The following is a 19,165-nucleotide window of genomic DNA, read 5'->3' as shown; positions in this document are numbered from 1 at the left end:
TTCGTCCCGGGTGGCTCGTCCGGAGGCGTGGGGCCGTTGCTCGCTCATGCGCTGACCAGTCTGTTGACGATCGAACTGAAGAAGCCGAGCCCGTCGGTGGACGGGCCGGTCAGTGACTCCACGGCGTGCTCCGGGTGGGGCATGAGGCCGACCACGTTGCCGGCCTCGTTGCAGATTCCGGCGATGTCGTCGAGGGAGCCGTTCGGGTTCAGGTCGAGGTACCGGGCGACGATCCGGCCGGAGTCGGCCAGTTCGATCAGGGTCTCCCGGTCGGCGGTGTAGCGGCCGTCCCGGTTCTTCACCGGGATCACCACCTCCTGGCCCTCGCTGTACTCGCTGGTCCAGGCGGTGTCGGCGTTCTCGACCCGCAGCCGCTGGTCGCGGCACACGAAGTGCAGGCCGGCGTTCGGTAGCAGCGCGCCGGGCAGCAGGTGCGACTCGCACAGCACCTGGAAGCCGTTGCAGATGCCGAGGACCGGCAGGCCGTCGCCGGCGGCGGCGACCAGTTCGGTCATCAGCGGTGCGAACCGGGCGATAGCCCCGGCCCGCAGGTAGTCCCCGTAGGAGAACCCGCCTGGCAGCACGACCGCGTCGACCCCTTGCAGGTCGTGGTCCCCGTGCCAGAGGGCGACCGGCTCTGCGCCGGCCAGCCGCACGGCGCGTGCGGCGTCCTTGTCGTCCAGAGAACCAGGGAAGGTGATGATCCCGACCCGGGCAGCGTCCATCTCTTTTGTTCCTCCGAAATGAGGGTGGCCGGGACGGTCGGGAGCTCCTCCGTCGATCACCCCGTCTGCGCGTCGCAATCCCCCCGCGCGCGTACCAATCTACCCGGCGTTGTGCATGAGACTGCGGCCGAGGGCTCCCACCAGGGCACCATCTCGCCAGGTCAGCCGCTTCCGCAGGTGAACGACGGTGCCTCTGTCGGGGGCGGAGTCGATGTCCAGATCGTCCACCAGCGCCCGCATGATCCTAATCCCGCGTCCCGATTCGCTCAAAACACCCCGATCCTCGGGGGCCGGCCGGGGCCCGCGGCCCCAGTCCATGATCTTGAGCATGCACACCCCGTCGTCCACATGCCCGGTGACCTCGAAGTCCCCTGTCGCGCGGGCGTGCAGGACGGCGTTCGTACACGCCTCGGAGACGGCGACCAGGAGGTCGTCGACGCAGTCCTCGGAAACGCCCAGCCCCCGCAGCGCGTCCCCTGTCACCCGCCGGACTACGGGAATGCTACGGGGATCGCGCGGCAGTGCGAGCGCGAACCTCAACTCCACCCCGGCACCTCGCGTCATGCCCCGGGCGTCCCGACCAGTCCCCCGGTCCCGGAGCGTGCTCGACGACTTCGACGTGGGTTACGGTTCCCCGGCGCAATCCTCCGTAATCGCCGTACTCACGGGTCCGTAACATGGAACGAACCAACCGGCGGCCGAATACCGAACGGCATTCCATACCGTTCCGGCGGGCGGCCGGAGCCGGTCAGAGCACGTGCACTTCGTAGTTCTCGATGACGGGGTTGGCCAGCAGCGTCTCGGCGATCTTGCCGACCCGCTCCAGGGCGTCCTCGTCGGCGTCCCCCTCCAGCTCCACCTCGAACCGCTTGCCCTGCCGGACGGCGACGACCCCCTCGAACCCCAGCTGGGGCAGCTTGCGGGCGATCGCCTGCCCCTGGGGGTCGAGGATCTCCGGCTTGAGCATGACGTCCACGACGACACGCGCCACGGTCGCCCCCTCACTGATCTGCGCTTTTCCTTACGATCGAAAGCGTACGGCACCATTGCCCAGCAGGAGCCACCGAACCCCCCGGAGCCACCCGATGAACATCGACGACCTGACCCCTGTGGAACGCCGGCTGTGGGAGGCGTTTCCCAAGGGCGAATCCGTCGACCTGTCGTCCGGCGACCCGGCGTTCGACGACATCGGGCAGGCCGACCGCTGGGGCCACGACCGGGTGGTCAGGGCGGAGGTCCTCGTCGCGCTCCTCGTCGGCGCCGTGGCGGCGGAGCCGGGCCAGGTCGCCGCGGTCCGGCTCGGCGGCGCCCGGGTCACCGGGTCGCTGAACCTCGGGCACGCGGAGGTGAGCGTCCCGCTGGCGCTCACCGGCTGCGCGTTCGACGAGGCGCCGCACCTGTACTGGGCGAACATGAGCAGCGTCCACCTGATGCGCTGCCGGCTGCCCGGCCTGGTGGCGTCCGGTACCCGGGTGGACGGGCACCTGTGGCTGGAGGGCAGCCGCATCAACGGGGGCCTGTGGCTGGACGGGGCGCACATCACCGGCATCCTCAACATGTCGGGCGTGCAGCTGGCCAACCCGGGCGGGGACGCGCTGCTCGCCGACCGCCTCTCGGTGGAGGCGAACGTCTACTGCGACCAGAACTTCACGGCCAACGGCGAGGTCCGGCTGCCCGGGGCCCGCATCGGCGGCCAGTTGATCTTCCGGGGGGCGCGGCTGCACAACCCGTCCGGCGTCGCCCTGTACGCGAGCCGGCTGGACGTGGCGGCCAACGTGTTCTGCGACGGCGGATTCACCACCGAGGGCGAGGTGCGGTTGCGCGGCGCCCGCGTCGGCGGCTACCTGTCGTTCGTCGGCGCCCGGCTGTCCGCGCCGAAGCGAACCGCGCTGAACGCCGACGACATGGCCGTCGAGACCGACGTCTACTGCTCGGACGGCTTCACCGCCATCGGCGCCGTCAGCTTCTCCGGCGCCCGCGTCACCGGCCAGCTCAGCCTGCGCGACGCCCGCCTCCGCCACGACGAGGGGACGGCCCTCAGCCTGCAGCGCGTCCAGGCCGAGGAGCTCCTCCTCCGCACCGCCGAACCGGTCGGCGGCACCGCTGACCTCTCCTACGCCCGCATCAACCTGCTGCGCGACGACGCCGCTTCCTGGCCGGCGCGCCTGCAGCTCGACGGCCTCCAGTACGAGACCCTCGAACCGCCCCTCACCGCCCGCGAGCGCCTGGACTGGCTGCGCCGCGACACCGACGGCTACGCGCCGCAGCCCTACGAGCGCCTCGCGCAGACGTACCGCTCCCTCGGCCTGGACGCCGACGGGCGTTCGATCCTGCTCGCCAAGGCCCGCGACCGGCGCCGGACGCAGGGCGTCCCCCGCAAGATCGTCGGGTTCCTGCAGGACGCCCTGGTCGGCTACGGCTACCGCCCGTTCCGCGCCGCGAGCTGGCTGATCGGCCTGCTCGCCTTCGGCACGATCGTCTTCTCCATCCACAGGCCGGCCGTCCTCGACACCGGCCACAAGCCGCACTTCAACGCGTTCTTCTACACGCTCGACCTGCTCCTGCCCATCGGCAGCCTCGGCCAGGAGGTGGAGTTCGCCCCCACGGGCGTCTACCAGTGGATCGCCAACCTCATCGTCGCCGGCGGGCTCCTCCTCGGCCTGACGGTCGCCGCCGGCGCGACCCGCGCGCTGTCGCGCGAATAGGGCGGTTGTCATACGCCGCGGTTGGGTCAGCGCCGGAACGCAGGGGTAGGGACCTCGGTGGCGGGACTTGCATCGCAGGGTGTGATGTCTGCCACGATGGCATTGCGGCTTTTGTCCCTTACCCGGGGGCTTGGGCCGTTTGACATCGGCCGGCCGTGCGGCGATCCCGCGCGACGGCCCCGAACGAGGAGTGTCATCGATGACGATCGACTCCGTGCGCGGCGCGCCCGACACCCCTGAGCTCGACCGACCCGAGCTCATCCAGCTGCTCACCCCCGAGGGAGAGCGCGTCGAGCATCCCGACTACCCCCTGGACCTCAGCGCCGAGGACGTACGCGACCTGTACCGCGATCTGGTGATCGTCCGGCGGATCGACCTGGAGGCCGTGGCGCTGACCCGGCAGGGCGAACTCGGCCTGTGGGCGTCGCTGCTGGGGCAGGAGGCGGCGCAGATCGGCTCCGGGCGCGCGCTGAACGACCACGACATGGCGTTCCCGACCTACCGGGAGCATGGCGTCGCCTATTGCCGGAACGTGGAGCCGCTGACGCTCCTCGGCCTGTTCCGCGGCGTCAGCCACGGCGGATGGGACCCCAAGGAGCACGGCTTCCACCTGTACACCGTCGTGATCGGCAGCCAGACGCTGCACGCGACGGGCTACGCGATGGGCATCCAGCGGGACGGGGTGCTCGGCACACCGTCGGCGGCGGCCACCATCGCCTACTTCGGGGACGGGGCCACCTCGCAGGGCGACGTGAACGAGGCGTTCGTGTTCGCCTCCGTGTCCAACGCCCCCATCGTGTTCTTCTGCCAGAACAACCAGTGGGCCATCTCGGAGCCGCTTGAGCGGCAGACGAGGATCCCGCTGTACAAGCGGGCTCAGGGCTTCGGGTTCCCCGGCCTGCGGGTGGACGGGAACGACGTGTTCGCCTGCCTCGCCGTGACCAGGAAGGCGCTGGAGAACGCCCGGACGGGCCAGGGCCCCACGCTCATCGAGGCGTTCACCTACCGGATGGGCGCCCACACGACGACCGACGACCCCACCCGCTACCGGCTGAAGGCCGAAGAGGAGTCCTGGAAGCTCAAGGACCCGATCGAGCGCGTCAAGGCCTACCTCGTCCGCAACGACCTGGCCGACGCCGGGTTCTTCGAGAAGGTCGAGGACGTGGCCACGCAGATGGCCAAGGAGCTGCGCGAGGGCTGCCGCTCGATGCCCGACCCGGAGCCGCTGGCGATGTTCGAGAACGTCTACGCGGACGAGCATCCGATGATGACCGAGGAGCAGGAGCAGTTCGCCGCCTACCTGGCGTCGTTCGAGGAGCCGGCGTCCGGCGAGGAGGCGAAGTGAGCACCCTGACCCTCGGCAAGGCACTCAACGAGGGCCTGCGCAAGGCCATGGAGAACGACCCGAAGGTCCTGGTGATGGGTGAGGACGTCGGAAAGCTCGGCGGGGTCTTCCGCATCACCGACGGCCTCCAGAAGGACTTCGGCGAGGAGCGGGTCATCGACACGCCGCTGGCCGAGTCCGGCATCGTCGGGACGGCGATCGGGCTGGCGCTGCGCGGCTACCGGCCCGTGGTGGAGATCCAGTTCGACGGGTTCGTGTTCCCGGCCGCCGACCAGATCATCACCCAGCTCGCCAAGATGCGGATGCGCTCGCTCGGCAAGCTGTCGCTGCCGGTCGTCATCCGGATCCCGTGCGGCGGCGGCATCGGGGCGGTCGAGCACCACTCGGAGTCGCCCGAGGCGTACTTCACGCACACCGCCGGCCTGCGCGTGGTCGCGTGCTCGAACCCGGTGGACGCGTTCGCGATGATCCAGCAGTCGATCGCCTCCCCCGACCCGGTGATCTTCTTCGAGCCGAAGCGCCGGTACTGGGAGAAGGCCGAGGTCGACACCGACTCGGCCGACTGGGCGCCGCTGCACAGCGCGCAGGTCGTCCGGCCGGGCGAGCACGTGACGGTGCTGGCGTACGGGCCGGCGGTGAAGACGTGCCTGGAAGCGGCGTCGGCCGCCGCCGAGGAGGGGCGCTCACTGGAGGTCATCGACCTGCGCTCGCTGAACCCGCTCGACATCGAGACCGTGACGAAGTCGGTGAACCGGACGGGACGCTGCGTCGTCGTCCACGAGGCGCCCGTCTTCAACGGGTACGGCGCCGAGCTGGCCGCGCGGATCACCGAGAAGTGCTTCTACCGGCTGGAGTCGCCGGTGCTGCGGGTCGGCGGGTTCTCCGCGCCGTACCCGCCGTCCCGTAACGAGGACCACTATCTGCCCGACCTCGACCGCATCCTGGACGCGGCCGACCGGACCTTCGCGTGGTGACGCCGGTGAGCCAGCCGAGACTGTTCAAACTGCCGGACGTGGGCGAGGGCCTGACGGAGGCCGAGATCGTCAAGTGGCACGTCCAGCCCGGCGACACCGTCGAGGACGGCCAGACCATCGTCGAGATCGAGACCGCCAAGGCGATCGTCGAGCTGCCCTGCCCGTTCGATGGCGTGGTGACCGAGCTGCTGGTCACCGAGGGTGAGACCGTGGACGTCGGCGTCCCGATCATCTCGGTGGACGCCGAGGGCGAGGGCGGTGTGGCGACGCCGGTGTCCGAGCCCCCGGCGCAGGACGCCGCGCTCCGCGAGGAGGGCGTGCCGACCGCCAACGAGCCGGGCATGGTGTCGCCGGACGAGCCGCCCAAGCGGCAGCCCGTCCTCGTCGGGTACGGGGTCAAGGAGGGGACGACCAAGCGCCGCGCCCGCAAGCCGGCCAACGGGGCGCCTCCCCCCGCGCCCGCCCCGCAGGCGCCGGCCCCGCAGGCGCCCGCTCCTCGTCCACAGCCTGTGGATAACGGTCTGCCGCTGGCGAAGCCGCCCGTCCGCAAGATGGCGAGGGACCTCGGGGTGGACCTCGCGTCCATCACCGGGTCGGGCCCGCAGGGGTCGATCACGCGCGAGGACGTCCTCGCCGCGCAGGCCGGGCCCGAGGCTGTGCCCGTCCAAGCGGCGCGCGAGGAGCGGATGCCGGTCAAGGGCGTCCGCAAGGCGACCGCGGCGGCGATGTCGTCGTCGGCGTTCACCGCCCCGCACGTCACCGAGTTCCTCCAGGTGGACGTGACGCGGACGATGGAGACCGTCAAGCGGCTCCGCGAACTGCCCGAATTCGCCGAAGTGAAGGTGTCGCCCCTGCTGCTGGTGGCGCGCGCGCTGCTCACCGCCGTGGCACGGAACCCGATGGTGAACGCCGCATGGGCGGACGGACCGTCCGGCGCGGAAATCGTCGTCAAGCGCTACGTGAACCTGGGGATCGCGGCCGCCACCGAGCGCGGCCTCATCGTCCCCAAGGTGAAGGACGCGCAAGACCTCGACCTGCCCGGCCTCGCGCGCGCTCTGGTCGAACTCACCGAGAAGGCGCGCGCGGGCAAGGCGTCCCCTGCCGACCTGTCCGACGGCACGATCACGATCACGAACGTGGGCGTGTTCGGCGTGGACACCGGGACCCCGATCCTCACCCCGGGTGAGGCGGCGATCCTGGCGTTCGGCCAGATCCGCGACATGCCGTGGGTGCACGAGGGCGAACTGGCGGTCCGCAAGGTGACCACGCTGTCGCTGTCGTTCGACCACCGCATCGTGGACGGCGAACTGGGCTCGCGCGTGCTCCGCGACGTCGGCGACATGCTCGAAGACCCGATCCGCATGCTCGCCTGGAGCTGAGGAACCGTTCCGAGGGCCGGCGCGGCGCGTCGGCCCTCGGGCATTTCAGCGAGGCGGCTCCTCCCCGTCGTACATGCGCTCGTCCCGCCTGCTCTGGAAGCGCGGTCCGCGCTGCTGCGTACGGGACATCATCAGCAGCTGGAGCGCGAACGACACCCCGCCGACGATGATCAAGATGACCCCGATGATATGGATGTCCACCGGGTCGTTCATCGCGTCCGGCTTGATCGCGAACTTGAGGATCAGCCCGATCGTGATCGTGAAAATGCTGACGCCGACACCCATGCGATGACCTCCGCCAGACGATCCATAGCCTGCTCTTTTACTATCCGCTGGGATCGTCCGTCACACGTCGAAGGCTTGGTCTAGGACACGGGAACCTTGTCGACCTTGCCGAAAGGACCGGCGTCGAACGTGACGGACGTGACGTTGCCGGGCGGTGCGGGCAGGTAGACGAAGCCGCGAACGGGCTCGTTGACGGCAGTACGGAACACGGCGCGACCGGGGTCGATGTACGTGCTCGTGCTGCCCGGCGTGGCAGGGCCCACGCGGACGGCACGGTAGACGTCCTTCTGGCCTGGCACCTGGATGGAGAACGACCCGAACACGCCTCCCGGGTAGTTCGTGCTGGGGTAGGACGCGTCCGGCGGTGTGGTTCCGGGGCCCTCGTCCACAATGTCGAAAACGGCGACGATGTAGGCGCCGTCCCGGTGGAACGGCTTGACCTCAAGGCGCCGCTTGTCCTTGCCGAAACTCGCGGTGCGCGTCCCCACCTTCTGGCCGTCCTGCGCACGGAACGTCGCCGGTGACGTACCACCGGACGTGGTGCTCTTGAGCTGGTAGGAGATGTCGACGCCGTTGCCGCCCTGCTTACCGCTCGCCGCATAGGTGAAGTCGTCACCAAGCCGCGACTTCAACTCCTTCTGAACGGCCTGGGCACGCTCACCCGACAGCTTCGAATCGCCCGCATGCCCCTCGATCGTCAGCGCCCGCGACGCCTTCGCCTTGATCTGCTCCGCGGTGTCGTCCAGGACGTCCTTCGCCTGACTCGACAATTTCGCCGTGTTGGTCTCGAACAGCACGTCCCCACCCAGGCTGACCGTCACGCCCGAACGGCTGGACGCGACCGTCTGCGTCTCCCCTTCGACGATGCCGTACAGGTCGACCGGATTCCCGCCCGGCGCGGTCGTGGACGTCGTGGTCGCCGAAGGCGTGGACGAGGTCGGCGTGGACGACGGCGACGTGGGCGCCATCAGAGGCAGGGCCGGCTCCCGCGACCCGGAGTACCCACCCGAAGGGGAGAACGTCGGCGTGGACGATGTCGGCGTGGCCGAACCGCTTGTCACGGGGATGCCGGTGAATTCGCCGGCCGTCCCAGGGGTGATCGCGGTGACCTTCTGGACGTCCGCCGGGATCGGCGGGTACTCGGCGGCCATCTCCCGGGTGGTGCCGGGCGCGAGGCCGGCGGCGCTCGTGGTCCCGGTCGGCTTGTAGAGCCGCCGTCCGACCGGGTCGACCAGCGCGATCTCCAGCGGGACGGTCTTCGAGGCCGAGTCCATGGACGTCACGCTGTACCGAAGCACCGCCTTGGAGCCCTGCCGCTCGACGGCCCTGATGGCGAGCCGCGCGTGCAGGCCGTCCGCACCGCCGAACCAGCCTTCCTTGGAGAACGCTCCGGTCTGCGCGGCCGGGCTGGAGGGGGCGCCGCCCACCCGCACCGTCGGCGGGGCGACCTTCTCGGCCTTGTCAGGGTCGCCGCAGCCGGCGACCAGCAGCAGCCCGGCGAGGGAGACGGCGAGGGGCAGAACGCGCATCGGCCATCCGGTCAGGGGGAGACGGGGCGAGGGACGGGCTGATAGTAGTCAAATGCGACAGCCCCCGCCATAAACCGCACCATGCATGTCCTCGGGTTCCCCGGTGCGCGATGCGGCCGCTCGACGGCGCCCGAATGACCGCGACGACGAACGCGCGCGGGCCACCCGTCCCAGGCTCCTAGAGACCCCACGGTTGACCTCGTGGCTCGGAGCCGCCCAGGACCACGATGCATGATCGACTTACGTCTCCGGGGCGCCGACGCGCTATCGACGGTACCGGTCGGTTCTTGCCGGCGCGGATGCGCTACGGTGCTGCGCGGGCGGCGGTGATCAGCGCCCGGTGCACGCCGGCGGGCGGACAGCGTGAACGAGCGGCCCGCACAGGCATCGCCGGGCCGTTCGGAGTACGAAAGAAGGCTGAACCGTGCGCGCCCCAACCAAGCGCCCCGAGAGGCGACGCACCGGTGGTGACACCGGCATCCGTCGACTGCGCCGCAAGCGGCCATGGTTGATAGGCGAGTTGGCGATCGTCTTCGCGCTGCTCGAGGTCTACGGCTATGTTCGCAAGCTGGCCCACACCCGGTACGGGGCGGCGCTTTCCCATGGCCGGGACATCCTGGGCATAGAAGACCACCTCGGCCTGGACGTGGAACTCGGCGTCAACCGATGGCTGACCAGGCATCATGATGTGTCGCAGGTGTCCGTCTGGGTCTACCAGCACATGCACACCAACCTCACCATGATCGTCTTGCTGCTCTGCTACCTCGCCGCCCCGGACGTCTACCGGCCCGCGCGCAACGCCCTCGTCCTGATCAACCTCGCCGGGCTGGCCGTGTTCTTCGTCCTGCCGGTGATGCCGCCGCGCCTGCTCCCGGGTGAGGGTTTCGTCGACACCGTGGCCGGTGCCGGGTTCGGTATCACCCACAGCCCCCCGCTGCCCGCCGATCAGTACGCGGCCATGCCGTCCCTGCACGTGGCATGGGCCGTGTGGGTGGCGCTGGTGATCATGGCGCTGCTGCGGCGCTACCGCGTGCGATGGGTCGCCATGCTGCATCCGGCCACCACCGCCGTCGCCGTGGTCGTGACCGCCAACCACTATGTCCTGGACGTAGTGGCCGGGGTTGCGGTGGCCATGGCGGCACTGTTGGCGACCGGCCTGGTCTGGGCCCGCAACGGGACCCTGTACGCCGCCGGCCAACTGATCAGCCGCAAGGGACCCGCTCCGGCACCCGACGCCGACCCCGCGGCGGAAAGCCCCCACGCACCGGACGACGACGACCTCGCCAAGCCCGAACCAGCAGGAAGCCGCGCAGAAAGCCCCTCCTAAACGGCAGCCATTCGACACCACCCGAACGATTGCGGCGCCGAACTCACGGGCTCCTTGGGGGGATGGCCATGGTTCCGAAACGTACATCAACCCACACGACAAGGGCGAGCCCACTGATCAGCCCAAGCCGTCCGGCCAGGCCAAATCCCTGCCACGCGACCAACCCGGCGCGCCGGGGCAGAAGTCCCGCTTGGAAAGCCGCGCCGCCGCGCAGCAGCCATATGAGCCCGGGATAGGCGAGAAGCGCGAGACACCACCCCCCGTCCGCAGCGCCCGCGCCGAAAGAAGCAACGACCCCAACGACGACCCGAACAGAATCGACACTCCCCGCTCCGACTCCCTGGGATCGCCCGCGGCGAGAAACCCGAGAGCGAGGGGGACGCCGAAGAGACAACAGAGCCCAGCCGCCGAGACGCGCCGAAGGAACGCCCTCGCGACACGAGCGCGAGAGGAAAGCCGAAGACTCGGCTGAGACCCAAGACCGCCGACCACCACCTTCGTCCGAGACAGCGATCAACGACACCCTCCATGCGAGGGTACGCTCCAAGGAAAGAGGAATCGATCCGGATGAGGTCATCGAGAACGCGGATGGGATTTACTGCGACGAAAACTGAAACCAGGTCTATGTTTGGAAGCAAGACGATACACGCAGCCAAGTCACCATCCGCGACCCTTCGAACGGGACCATCGTGACCAACCAGTGGTCAACGAACGGGTGGATACAACGCCAAGTCGACAAGGATATATGGTGCAGCCTCAATGACTGAGCACTCGTATGCACAGGGGTTCACCAGTTCCTTGTGCGCGCAGAGCATAGCCCATTCTTCTCCAGAGCTTCGCCGGGTTTCAGTCGCCATGATCGATGGGTTCCCTTCCCAGGAACTCTTCGCTCATCGCGCATGCCTGGTCAGAGTGATCTCTCCGAAAATCCCGTTGGGAGAGGTACTCGAAGACGACTCGTGAGTGGCGATCAGCGCCCCACTCCTCGGAAATTTCCAGAGACATGGGCGGCGGGCGAATGCGGTACGTCCTCCCGTCCAGGCGGGGACTACGCATGCTGCTCAGCCCGTTCAGGCGACCCGAACGTCGGAACATGATCTAAGGGGATCTGCGGTTTCCCCACATTGGTGATCGTTTGAGTGGGATGATCGTCCTGTGGCGCAGAAGGGGCGTAGGTCGACCTATGAGGAGCGGCCGGCCGGGGTGCGGATGCTTGAGCAGGGGCTTCCGGTGGACAAGGTCGCGGCCGCGGTTGAGGTTGATCGGTCGACGTTGTTGACGGGTGGAAGAACTACCGGCTGATCGGCCCAGAGTCGTTGCGGGCGAAGAAGGCGCGCGGCTCGGACCGCAAGCTGAGTGAGGCGCAGCTGCGGGAGTTGTATGCGTTGTTGGTGGGAGCCGATCCCCGGCAGTTGAGCTTCGGATTCGCGTTGTGGACCCGCGCGATGGTTGGAGAACTGATCTTCCGGCGGTTCAAGATCCGGGTGTCGGTCGCCACGGTGGGCAGGACGCTGCGGATGCTGGGGATGTCGCCGCAGAAGCCGCTGTACCGCGCTTACCAGCAGAATCCAGAGAAGGTCGAGAAGTGGAAGGCTGAGACCTATCCGGAGATCCGCCGGCGGGCCGCCCAGGAGGGCGCGGAGATCTTCTTCGCAGATGAGGCGGCCATCCGGACCGACTTCCACTCCGGCACCACGTGGGCGCCGGCCGGCCAGACCCCGGTCGTGGAAATGACCGGCGCGCGTACGTCGGTCATGATGATTTCCGCGGTGTCGCCGAAGGGGAAACTGCGGTTCATGGTTCACGACGAGGGCCTGAAGTCCGAGGAGTTCATCACCTTCTGCCGCCGACTGCTGGACGATACCGACGGCAAGGTGTTCCTGATCGTGGACGGCGGCCGCATCCACACCTCCAAGATGACCCGCCGGTTCGTGCAGCGCACCGAACGCCTGGAGTTGTTCTTCCTTCCGCCCTACTCGCCCGAACTCAACCCCGATGAGTGGGTGTGGAAGAACGTGAAGCGTGACCGCGTCGGCCGCCAGGCCGTCCAGAGCAAGATCACCAAATCCGGTCAACTGCGAGGAGCCGCTTAGGGTCGCGACCTGCGTCTTCGCGCAAAGGACGCTCGTTGCCCCCGATTGGTTCACACCCAGCGATGACCTGATTATGTCAACGCTGATGGGAGCGTGCATAAAGATTACTTTACTCACTTGACTCTTTGTTGACCGGCGTGTGGCGATCTAGCTTTCGGGTGCGGAGATCACTTCGCCACTTTGTTCGATCGTCGGACAGGGTGTGTTCACTCTCTGAGAGGAACGCATGGGAATCCGCCACCTCGTCCAAACCCTCACCGTCGCCTCCATCGCGGCGGCCGTCGCAGCCGTCGCAGCGCCCGCGCAGGCCTTAGCCAGCGGCCCGCGGGCTAAGGTTCAACAGCAGGTCGACCAGGTCGTGAACAGCCGCCCGGACGCCCGACAGACCGGGCCGGGAACGGTCACGTTCAGCAGCGGCGCCGTGCTGACCATTCCCGCCGCCGGCGCCACCGCCGGAGTGTGCACCGCCGGCTGGTACTGCTTCTACCAGTACACCGACTACGGAGGTCGCAAGCTCAGCTTCCATGACTGTGGCGCCAACGGCCTGTGGCAGTACCTCACCGACTACGGATTCGGGAACGCCACCTCATCCTGGCAGAACTTCTCCAAGAACACCGTGCTGGTCTATGACCAGGCTACGACGCCGCCGACCACCCTGTGGACGGAGCTCCCGGGCGCCGAGTCCACGCAGGTCGGCGCCGCTGACAACAAGGCCGACGCCTTCGAGACCTTCTGCGGGTGACAGCAATGAAACGTTTCCCAGTAGTGGTTGCGGCCGTGGTGAGCGTCCTGTCGCTCACGCTGACCGCCTTCACCCCACGCCCCGGCCACTCGTCGCAGCAAGCTTCGTCGGCGCCGTCCGCTGCTTCCTCCGACCCGACTGTGGCCCACCGTGACCCGAGCGACCCGGCGGCGGTGAAGGGCTACCTGGAGCGGCTACAGCGTGGAAGCGTCAGCAAAAAGCCGAAGTGCAACAACATTCGACTCAAGGGCAAGAGGGCGCGGTTATGTCAGGACACGGTAAGCCCCGACAAGGCTCCCAAGGCACCAGCATGGTCGAAACTGCAGCGCCGTGCGTCCGACCCGCAGCCGCCCGCGTTGTGCAGCAAGGTGCCCGGTCAGGTGAACTATGACCGCTTCCACGCATGCCAAGAAAGTACGCTGCGGATCGTCATCCAAGCTGAGGATGGCACAACCAAGGTCGGGTATGTCAGATGGGATGTGTGGGCGACCCTCAGCCCCACAAACTCCACGTGGCTGATGCAGGTTGGCCTCACCCCTACCGTTCTCCCGCCGGAGCTCGTCGAGGCAGGCCCTTGGGAGACCGCCTCCGTGGCCTGCAACACCGGCACCTGCAAGATTCCCGATCCTGTGAAGAAGAAGATCTTCCCTGGGGTCTACACCTACTACAAGCTGGCCACGGCCATACCGTTGACAGCGCCGGGTGAGATTAAGTACACCAACCCCCAAATCCAGCTGACCATCTCGACGGACTCAGCGTTCCCCACCGTTCCCACCGCTCCGACCAACGATCCGTTTAATGTCCGCTGCGACAGCGAGGCCTACATCGGGGGCGAGGGGTGCGTCTACTACATGGGCACCGCCTCCGCGGCCACCTGCGACGAGTACCCGTACGCCTCCAGCGAGGAGGGCGGCACCAAGAACCCGCGATTCTCATGCGCGTTCCTTCCCGGTACCGACAACACCAACCACGGCAACGCGCTGAACAACGCGCTGTACCGCGCCAACCGGATCCTGCCGGCACTAAACGAGGGCGGGACCTACATCCAGGGCGACCCGTACTGGGTCTGGGTCCTCAACGCCCCGGCCGACAACCAGATCCCCACGGTGAAGCAGTGCAGCCAGTACTGACCTAGCCGTACCTACCGATCGAGCTCCACCGATGGCAGCGGTCAGGGCGTCGTCTCGCGGCGATACCCTGGCCGCTGGTTCCTGCCACCCAGCAACAGGAGTGTGAGCTCCATGCCCCACGCTCACGACACGGTGCCCGTTACACTGGCTCCCGCGCAGGCCAACACGATCGTCCTGGCCCTGGATCCAGGCATCACCACTGAACCGCAATGGGGCGACCCGCGCGGCATCACCGACGACTGCCTGGCCGTCAAGGACATCCTCGGCTGGCATGACCCCGCCGAACATGACGTACGAGTCGCGCTCACCCCGCGGCAGTGGGACGTGGTCGTCGCCGAACTCGATCGGGACGCATTGACTCTGCTGCGCAACGGTGAGGACGACGAGGCGGGGGAGGGTATGCGCACCCTCGACACCGTGCTCGACCAGATCAGCCAGGACCTGCCAGCGCATCCCGTACAACCCGCCACAGCGCAGCAGCCCCTGGACCTTGGCGACGCCAACTATTACACGCTGTTCCAGCCGCCGCGGGGCGGCTGGCGCACCGGCTTCACCTATGGACGGCCGGACACCACCAGCGGGCCGCCGATCCGCTCTGCCGAGCCCGGTCGAGGCTTGGCCGTCGCCACCGACTCTCCCGCCGTCGCCGTTACGCTCCAGATCCTGCCCGTCGCCCCAGAGGCCGACGTCGAGGGTTGGGAGTATGTGGGGGAGATCAGCCAGCAGTGGGTCAGCCACCCGTACCCAGAACTGGTCCTCGCCGCCCCCGACCAGGAAGGCGCCGTCCTGCCGGAGTTGCCCACCCAGGTGTGGCCGCACACGGTGTACCGGGTGCGGCTGTCCACGCGTCGCACCAGCGGCGCCGAGGAAGAACACAGGTTGCAGCTGTGGCCCGAGCATGCGGCGCCACCCCTCGATCTCAAGCGCCCTCATAGGGAGGAAGGAAAGTCTACATAGCAGCCTGAGCCAGGCTGGTGTGCCCTCACGCCCCGGGATCGCGACCTCTTCGATCCCGCCTATGCCCCGTTGAATTGAGGCCGAATCATCGGGCCGCAGAACGTCACCACGATCGAGATCGATCCGGCGGTGGCTGAGCAGGCGAAGGCGAACCTCGCCGGGGTCGGCTGCCCGGTCCAGGTCGTCACCGGAGACGGCGAGGCCGGAAGTCCGGCGGGTGCCCCCTACGACCGGGTGATCGCCACGGCCGCCGTCAGGGCTCCGGCGTTCTCGCGTTATGGGTTTGATGTCCGGTTGCGAGGCCGAGGGTGGAGATGTCGGCGGTTGGCCTGGGCGATGTTGGTCCAGCCGGAGAGTTTCAACAGTGAGATCGCGATGTTGCGAAGGGCCGCCATGACCGCCGGGCCGCTGCCGGTGCGGACCTGCGAGGCGTCCTCGCGGTAGGTGACGTCGCGGATGTGGTGCAGGGCCTCGATCTGCCATTGCTGCCGGATCCAGGCGGCGAGTTCGTCGGGCCGGGCTTGATGGGCGGACAGGCTGGTGACCGCGTAGACCGTCGCGGTTTTCCAGCGTCCGCCGTGGCGGGGCCTGGTTCTGCGGGTTATGCGGACGGCCTGGGCGGCGTGCGGGGACAGCAGGCCCTGCCCGACGGCCGTGACCTTGATCGACCGTCGTTCGGTTCGGCCGTGCCCGGGATGGTCCTCGGTGTGCCCGGTCGGGATCTGGCGCCAGGGCAGCTGCTTGAGCTGCCGGTACAGCGAGGGCTGGTTCTTCTTCACGACCAGGATGAAGTGGGCGTTCTTGTCCTCGACCAGGAAACGGGCGTGGTCGCGCTGGGTGTGCAGGGCATCGGCGGTGACCTCGGTGCCGGTCAGCTCCAGGGGACGCAGCAGCGGTTCGAACGCCGACAGTTCGCTGGTCTTGCCGTCGATCTCGCGTTGGGCCACCACGCTACCGTGCCGGCCGGAGCAGGCGGCGAGCAGGTGCCGGGCCCGGCCCGAGGCGGTGTGGTGGCGGGTGCCGCGCAGGCTTTTGCCGTCCACCCGGATCGACCGGCGGCGCGGCCTGCCCGGCATCGTGCTGCGCCTCGGCCAGGCTTCCCGGCCACGGGCCGGCCTCCTCGGTGAACGCGGTCGCGTCCAGCCGTTCCAGGACGTCCCGGATGGTCGCCTCGTCCGGCACCCGGTACATGCGGGATAGGGGGTCGTGCCTGATCCCCAGTGCCGCCGCCACCTCGGGCGGGGCGTCGGCGATCCACTCGCCGATCGCGGTGAACGAGGTGGCCCCGGTCAAGGCCGCCGCGACCGCCACCGACAGCAGTGAGCACAGAGAGTGCCGCACCCCGCGCGGGTCCCGCGGGTCGGGCACCCACGCCAGATGGGCGGTGGGCTGCGGGATCTCTTCCGTCAGGACGTCACGGTCAGCGGCGGGCAGCGCGGCCAGGTCGCCAAGAACAGCAGAGATCAGCGATGATGAGCAGGCAGGCACGGTCTTCTCTTGTGATCATGGGGCGTAGACAACTTCATGATCGCGGAGGCCGTGCCTGCACGCATCTCCGTATCCTCGACCCGGCCGACCCGAACCGGACAATCAGGCCGTGACTTCCACTACGCCGTAGCCCTGCGCCGCCGTGGCAGGCCATCGTGCGCCAGCCGCTCCCGTCCAAGCGCATCACCTGTCACGGGCAGGGGCAAACCCGTCGGACCATCCGTCGCGCTATGTCTGTCAGCTGTTCTTGAGCGTCTGAGCCAAGTGGCCAAAGTCGGCGCGACTCACCAAGAGGATGGGGCCGTTGGGGTCCTTGCTGTCACGGAACGCCACGATGTTCGACACGCCAGCGACCTCGACGCAGTTGTCATTCTGAACCGTGCTACGCGAAGCCTTGCGCCACACTGCCTTGCCCAGGTCCATGTCGCCTATCTCTTTCTCCTGATCAAGGATCACATTTCCGGCAGCCCCACGGTGCCTGCCCCCTATGCCTTACAGGCTCTTGAGAGCGTTGGCGAGGTCGCGGAACTCATCTTGACTGATGAGGAGTTTGGGGCCACCGGGATCCTTGCTGTCACGAAACGCCACGACCTTCGGCACGCCCGCAACTTCCACACAGCTGTCATTCTGAACCGTGCTACGCGAAGCTTTGCGCCACACTGCCCTGCTCAAGTCCATCTCTCGTCAATCACCTTTCTGATCAGCGCTCGGCTGTCCCTCACGTTCAACGCCTCTGCCTGAAGACTAGCGAACGTTTCGTTCAGGTTAGCCAGGTCTGTCGGGTCTGCGCTGGTCACACCATCTGTCGCGTTGACGATGTACGCGGCCTCACGGCGGTCCGCCTGGGTAGCAATATTGAAGGCCGCACGCGCCTCCTCCACGTAGACGGTCGGGAGGATCTGGAGCCGGATGCCGTCTCTGTGAGACAGCTCGATCAGGTACTCGAGTTGCTCCCGCATGACGTCCACCGTGCCGACCTGCCTGAGCAAGACGCTCTCCTCCAGCACCACGAATATCTTGGGCGCCGGATCGTCCAGGACCCGCTTCTGCCTGCTCATACGGGTGGCGACGTCGTCCGGGCTCTTCAGAATTGCGCTCGCGTAGCCTTCGGTCTGGAACAACCCATTCACGATGTGCGTCTCGTAGACACGGATCAGGCTGGCGGTCAGCTCCGCCTTCGGGAAGTCGACGAAGTAGTTGGCGTACCTGATCGACTTGATCGCCTCTACCAGTGCGTTCCATGCCTGGACGACTTCACCGTTCGCACGCAGTGCACCGTCCAGCCGAGTGGCGAAATCCAGCCGGCATCGGGTCTTACCGCGTTCAACGTGGCTGATGTATGCGCGCGAGACGTGCACCAGAGCGGCCAACTCGGTCTGGTTAAGTCCTGCCGCCTCCCGCAAGCTCCTGACCTCCAAACCGAAGGTTCGGAGTTCGGGGGTGTCCTTGCCCTTGTCACTGGGGGAGGCCATCTTGATCTCTCTTCCGGGGGGTAACCGACGCGCTAACGGATGCAACCAAGTTGTGGGTACTTCCTCGGTCACCCTTTAACCTACGCGCTTCTGTGGCTTCATTGTGTTCGTTCGATAACACAGGGTGATAGCGGCGGGTACTTCCGGTTTAGCGGGTTGGCCCGGTTCGAGATCAGCCTCCGTCCAGGCTGGAGGGGTTCACCGATGCCAGCAGTACTACTCGCGCCCGAGGGACCGGCGCCGCTCGTCCTCGAACCATCTGTTGAGGCACCTGCGAAAGCGCGCCGCTACCTCACCGACCGGTTCCGCGAGCTGGGGCACGCCGACGACTTCGTCGGCCGGCTCGTGGTTACCGAGCTCGTCACCAACAGCTACAAGCACGTCGGGACCGGGCACATCGTCGTCCGCGTCCTCCTGGACGTGCGCGAGCCGCTCGCCGTCATCGAGGTCTGGGACGAAAGCAGCGCACTCCCCCTCGTCCAGGACGAGTCCGACGACGCCGAGAGCGGGCGCGGCCTGCTGCTCATGGAGCAACTCGTCCACGACTGGGGCGTCCGCCCGCTCAACGAGGAAGGAAAGATCACATGGGCTCGCTGCGCCCGCTGAACGTCCGGGCGGGCCGTCACCTGCTGGGGTGGCGGACACGGCTGGGACGCTCCACCGCCGTCCGCAATCTCGACCTGCTCGCCATCGCCGTCCAGGCCAGGAGCTACCGCTTCGTCAAGCTCTACCAGGCCGACGAGTTCCCCACCCGTCCCCCACTGCTGTGGGTCTTCGCGTTCAGCCCCGACGACCACGTCCGCGTTGCCGTGACCGTCCACGCCATGCCCGGCCGGGGCTGGGCCTACTACGAGGCCGGACGCGGACGGCACGGCCACCTCAGCCCCTGCGGCGACACCAAGCACGCCGCCGACCAGGTCGACGCCGTCCTCAAGCACCGCATGTTCCCGTCCACCTGGTAAGTGCTGCCGGAGGCATCCCGATGACCCACATTTCCGAGGCGTGGTTCCACCA

At 67.8% G+C, this 19,165-nt stretch carries 20 protein-coding genes and 2 pseudogenes; 12 read left to right on the top strand and 10 right to left on the bottom strand.

Annotation, left to right across the window (positions count from 1 at the left end; genetic code table 11):
* Nucleotides 1-44: 44 nt before the first annotated feature.
* The 3 genes from purQ to purS form a co-directional block, all read right to left on the bottom strand.
* Nucleotides 45-725, bottom strand: coding sequence for a phosphoribosylformylglycinamidine synthase subunit PurQ (purQ, locus tag E1293_RS22555; protein WP_132199441.1), 681 nt, complete (start codon nt 723-725; stop codon nt 45-47).
* A gap of 99 nt (nt 726-824) precedes the next feature.
* Entirely contained in the window at nt 825-1,289 is a 465-nt protein-coding gene (locus tag E1293_RS22550) for an ATP-binding protein (protein WP_279473270.1), read from the bottom strand.
* 184 nt (nt 1,290-1,473) lie between these two features.
* The gene (gene purS, locus E1293_RS22545) at nt 1,474-1,716 is read right to left on the bottom strand and encodes a phosphoribosylformylglycinamidine synthase subunit PurS (protein WP_132199439.1); all 243 of its coding nucleotides are present in this window, start codon (nt 1,714-1,716) and stop codon (nt 1,474-1,476) included.
* A 94-nt stretch (nt 1,717-1,810) separates the two neighbouring features.
* Here purS and E1293_RS22540 point away from each other — a divergent pair, with 94 nt between their 5' ends.
* The 4 genes from E1293_RS22540 (at nt 1,811) to E1293_RS22525 (ending at nt 7,128) form a co-directional block, all read left to right on the top strand.
* Nucleotides 1,811-3,430 carry a hypothetical protein gene (locus tag E1293_RS22540; RefSeq protein WP_132199438.1) on the top strand — a complete coding sequence of 540 codons (1,620 nt, stop codon included), beginning with the start codon at nt 1,811-1,813 and terminating at the stop codon, nt 3,428-3,430.
* Nucleotides 3,431-3,629: 199 nt separating this feature from the next.
* Nucleotides 3,630-4,775: a pyruvate dehydrogenase (acetyl-transferring) E1 component subunit alpha gene (pdhA, locus tag E1293_RS22535; RefSeq protein ID WP_132199437.1), complete on the top strand. Its 1,146-nt coding sequence runs from the start codon at nt 3,630-3,632 to the stop codon at nt 4,773-4,775.
* A complete protein-coding gene (locus E1293_RS22530) occupies nt 4,772-5,749 on the top strand; it encodes an alpha-ketoacid dehydrogenase subunit beta (protein WP_132199436.1) in 978 nt (325 codons plus the stop codon). The genes pdhA and E1293_RS22530 overlap by 4 nt, the downstream gene beginning before the upstream one ends.
* Before the next feature lie 5 nt (nt 5,750-5,754).
* Nucleotides 5,755-7,128 (top strand): dihydrolipoamide acetyltransferase family protein, encoded by a 1,374-nt coding sequence (locus E1293_RS22525; RefSeq protein ID WP_243716401.1) that lies wholly within the window; start codon nt 5,755-5,757, stop codon nt 7,126-7,128.
* Between the two features lie 45 nt (nt 7,129-7,173).
* On the opposite strand, the gene E1293_RS22520 is transcribed toward E1293_RS22525, so the two are convergent.
* Both E1293_RS22520 and E1293_RS22515 read right to left on the bottom strand, forming a co-directional pair.
* Nucleotides 7,174-7,413: a DUF6458 family protein gene (locus E1293_RS22520; RefSeq protein ID WP_132199434.1), complete on the bottom strand. Its 240-nt coding sequence runs from the start codon at nt 7,411-7,413 to the stop codon at nt 7,174-7,176.
* Nucleotides 7,414-7,493: 80 nt separating this feature from the next.
* Nucleotides 7,494-8,942 carry an OmpA family protein gene (locus tag E1293_RS22515; RefSeq protein WP_132199433.1) on the bottom strand — a complete coding sequence of 483 codons (1,449 nt, stop codon included), beginning with the start codon at nt 8,940-8,942 and terminating at the stop codon, nt 7,494-7,496.
* Nucleotides 8,943-9,462: 520 nt separating this feature from the next.
* Between E1293_RS22515 and E1293_RS22510 the strand changes: the two genes are divergently transcribed.
* The 6 genes and pseudogenes from E1293_RS22510 to E1293_RS49525 all read left to right on the top strand — a co-directional run.
* The gene (locus tag E1293_RS22510) at nt 9,463-10,269 is read left to right on the top strand and encodes a phosphatase PAP2 family protein (protein WP_165978350.1); all 807 of its coding nucleotides are present in this window, start codon (nt 9,463-9,465) and stop codon (nt 10,267-10,269) included.
* 1,295 nt (nt 10,270-11,564) lie between these two features.
* Nucleotides 11,565-12,362: pseudogene (locus E1293_RS22505) on the top strand (IS630 family transposase); the annotation flags it as partial.
* Nucleotides 12,363-12,588: 226 nt separating this feature from the next.
* Nucleotides 12,589-13,104 (top strand): peptidase inhibitor family I36 protein, encoded by a 516-nt coding sequence (locus E1293_RS22500; RefSeq protein WP_132199430.1) that lies wholly within the window; start codon nt 12,589-12,591, stop codon nt 13,102-13,104.
* Nucleotides 13,105-13,109: 5 nt separating this feature from the next.
* On the top strand, nt 13,110-14,234 hold the full coding sequence (locus E1293_RS22495; RefSeq protein ID WP_132199429.1) for a NucA/NucB deoxyribonuclease domain-containing protein: 1,125 nt from the start codon (nt 13,110-13,112) through the stop codon (nt 14,232-14,234).
* A 111-nt stretch (nt 14,235-14,345) separates the two neighbouring features.
* The gene (locus tag E1293_RS22490; protein ID WP_132199428.1) at nt 14,346-15,191 is read left to right on the top strand and encodes a hypothetical protein; all 846 of its coding nucleotides are present in this window, start codon (nt 14,346-14,348) and stop codon (nt 15,189-15,191) included.
* A gap of 84 nt (nt 15,192-15,275) precedes the next feature.
* Nucleotides 15,276-15,434: pseudogene (locus E1293_RS49525) on the top strand (protein-L-isoaspartate(D-aspartate) O-methyltransferase); the annotation flags it as partial.
* A 32-nt stretch (nt 15,435-15,466) separates the two neighbouring features.
* Here the strand turns inward: E1293_RS49525 and E1293_RS49520 are convergent.
* The 5 genes from E1293_RS49520 to E1293_RS22465 all read right to left on the bottom strand — a co-directional run bounded on the left by E1293_RS49520 (nt 15,467) and on the right by E1293_RS22465 (nt 18,151).
* Complete coding sequence (locus tag E1293_RS49520) at nt 15,467-16,234, bottom strand: ISAs1 family transposase (protein ID WP_243716400.1); 768 nt, start codon at nt 16,232-16,234, stop codon at nt 15,467-15,469.
* Nucleotides 16,143-16,679, bottom strand: a complete 537-nt coding sequence (locus tag E1293_RS48675; protein ID WP_207939021.1) for a transposase family protein — start codon at nt 16,677-16,679, stop codon at nt 16,143-16,145. Before E1293_RS48675 ends, E1293_RS49520 begins: the two co-directional genes overlap by 92 nt.
* A gap of 237 nt (nt 16,680-16,916) precedes the next feature.
* On the bottom strand, nt 16,917-17,102 hold the full coding sequence (locus E1293_RS22475; protein ID WP_132199427.1) for a DUF397 domain-containing protein: 186 nt from the start codon (nt 17,100-17,102) through the stop codon (nt 16,917-16,919).
* Nucleotides 17,103-17,171: 69 nt separating this feature from the next.
* A complete protein-coding gene (locus E1293_RS22470; RefSeq protein ID WP_132199426.1) occupies nt 17,172-17,357 on the bottom strand; it encodes a DUF397 domain-containing protein in 186 nt (61 codons plus the stop codon).
* A complete protein-coding gene (locus E1293_RS22465; RefSeq protein ID WP_132199425.1) occupies nt 17,348-18,151 on the bottom strand; it encodes a helix-turn-helix domain-containing protein in 804 nt (267 codons plus the stop codon). The genes E1293_RS22470 and E1293_RS22465 overlap by 10 nt, the downstream gene beginning before the upstream one ends.
* A 204-nt stretch (nt 18,152-18,355) precedes the next feature.
* Here E1293_RS22465 and E1293_RS22460 point away from each other — a divergent pair, with 204 nt between their 5' ends.
* A complete protein-coding gene (locus E1293_RS22460) occupies nt 18,356-18,757 on the top strand; it encodes an ATP-binding protein (protein WP_165978348.1) in 402 nt (133 codons plus the stop codon).
* A complete protein-coding gene (locus E1293_RS22455; RefSeq protein ID WP_132199423.1) occupies nt 18,736-19,113 on the top strand; it encodes a hypothetical protein in 378 nt (125 codons plus the stop codon). The genes E1293_RS22460 and E1293_RS22455 overlap by 22 nt, the downstream gene beginning before the upstream one ends.
* Nucleotides 19,114-19,165 lie beyond the last annotated feature (52 nt).

The organism is Actinomadura darangshiensis (assembly GCF_004349235.1).
Lineage (GTDB): Bacteria > Actinomycetota > Actinomycetes > Streptosporangiales > Streptosporangiaceae > Spirillospora > Spirillospora darangshiensis.
This window is presented reverse-complemented; position numbering and strand designations above follow the sequence as displayed.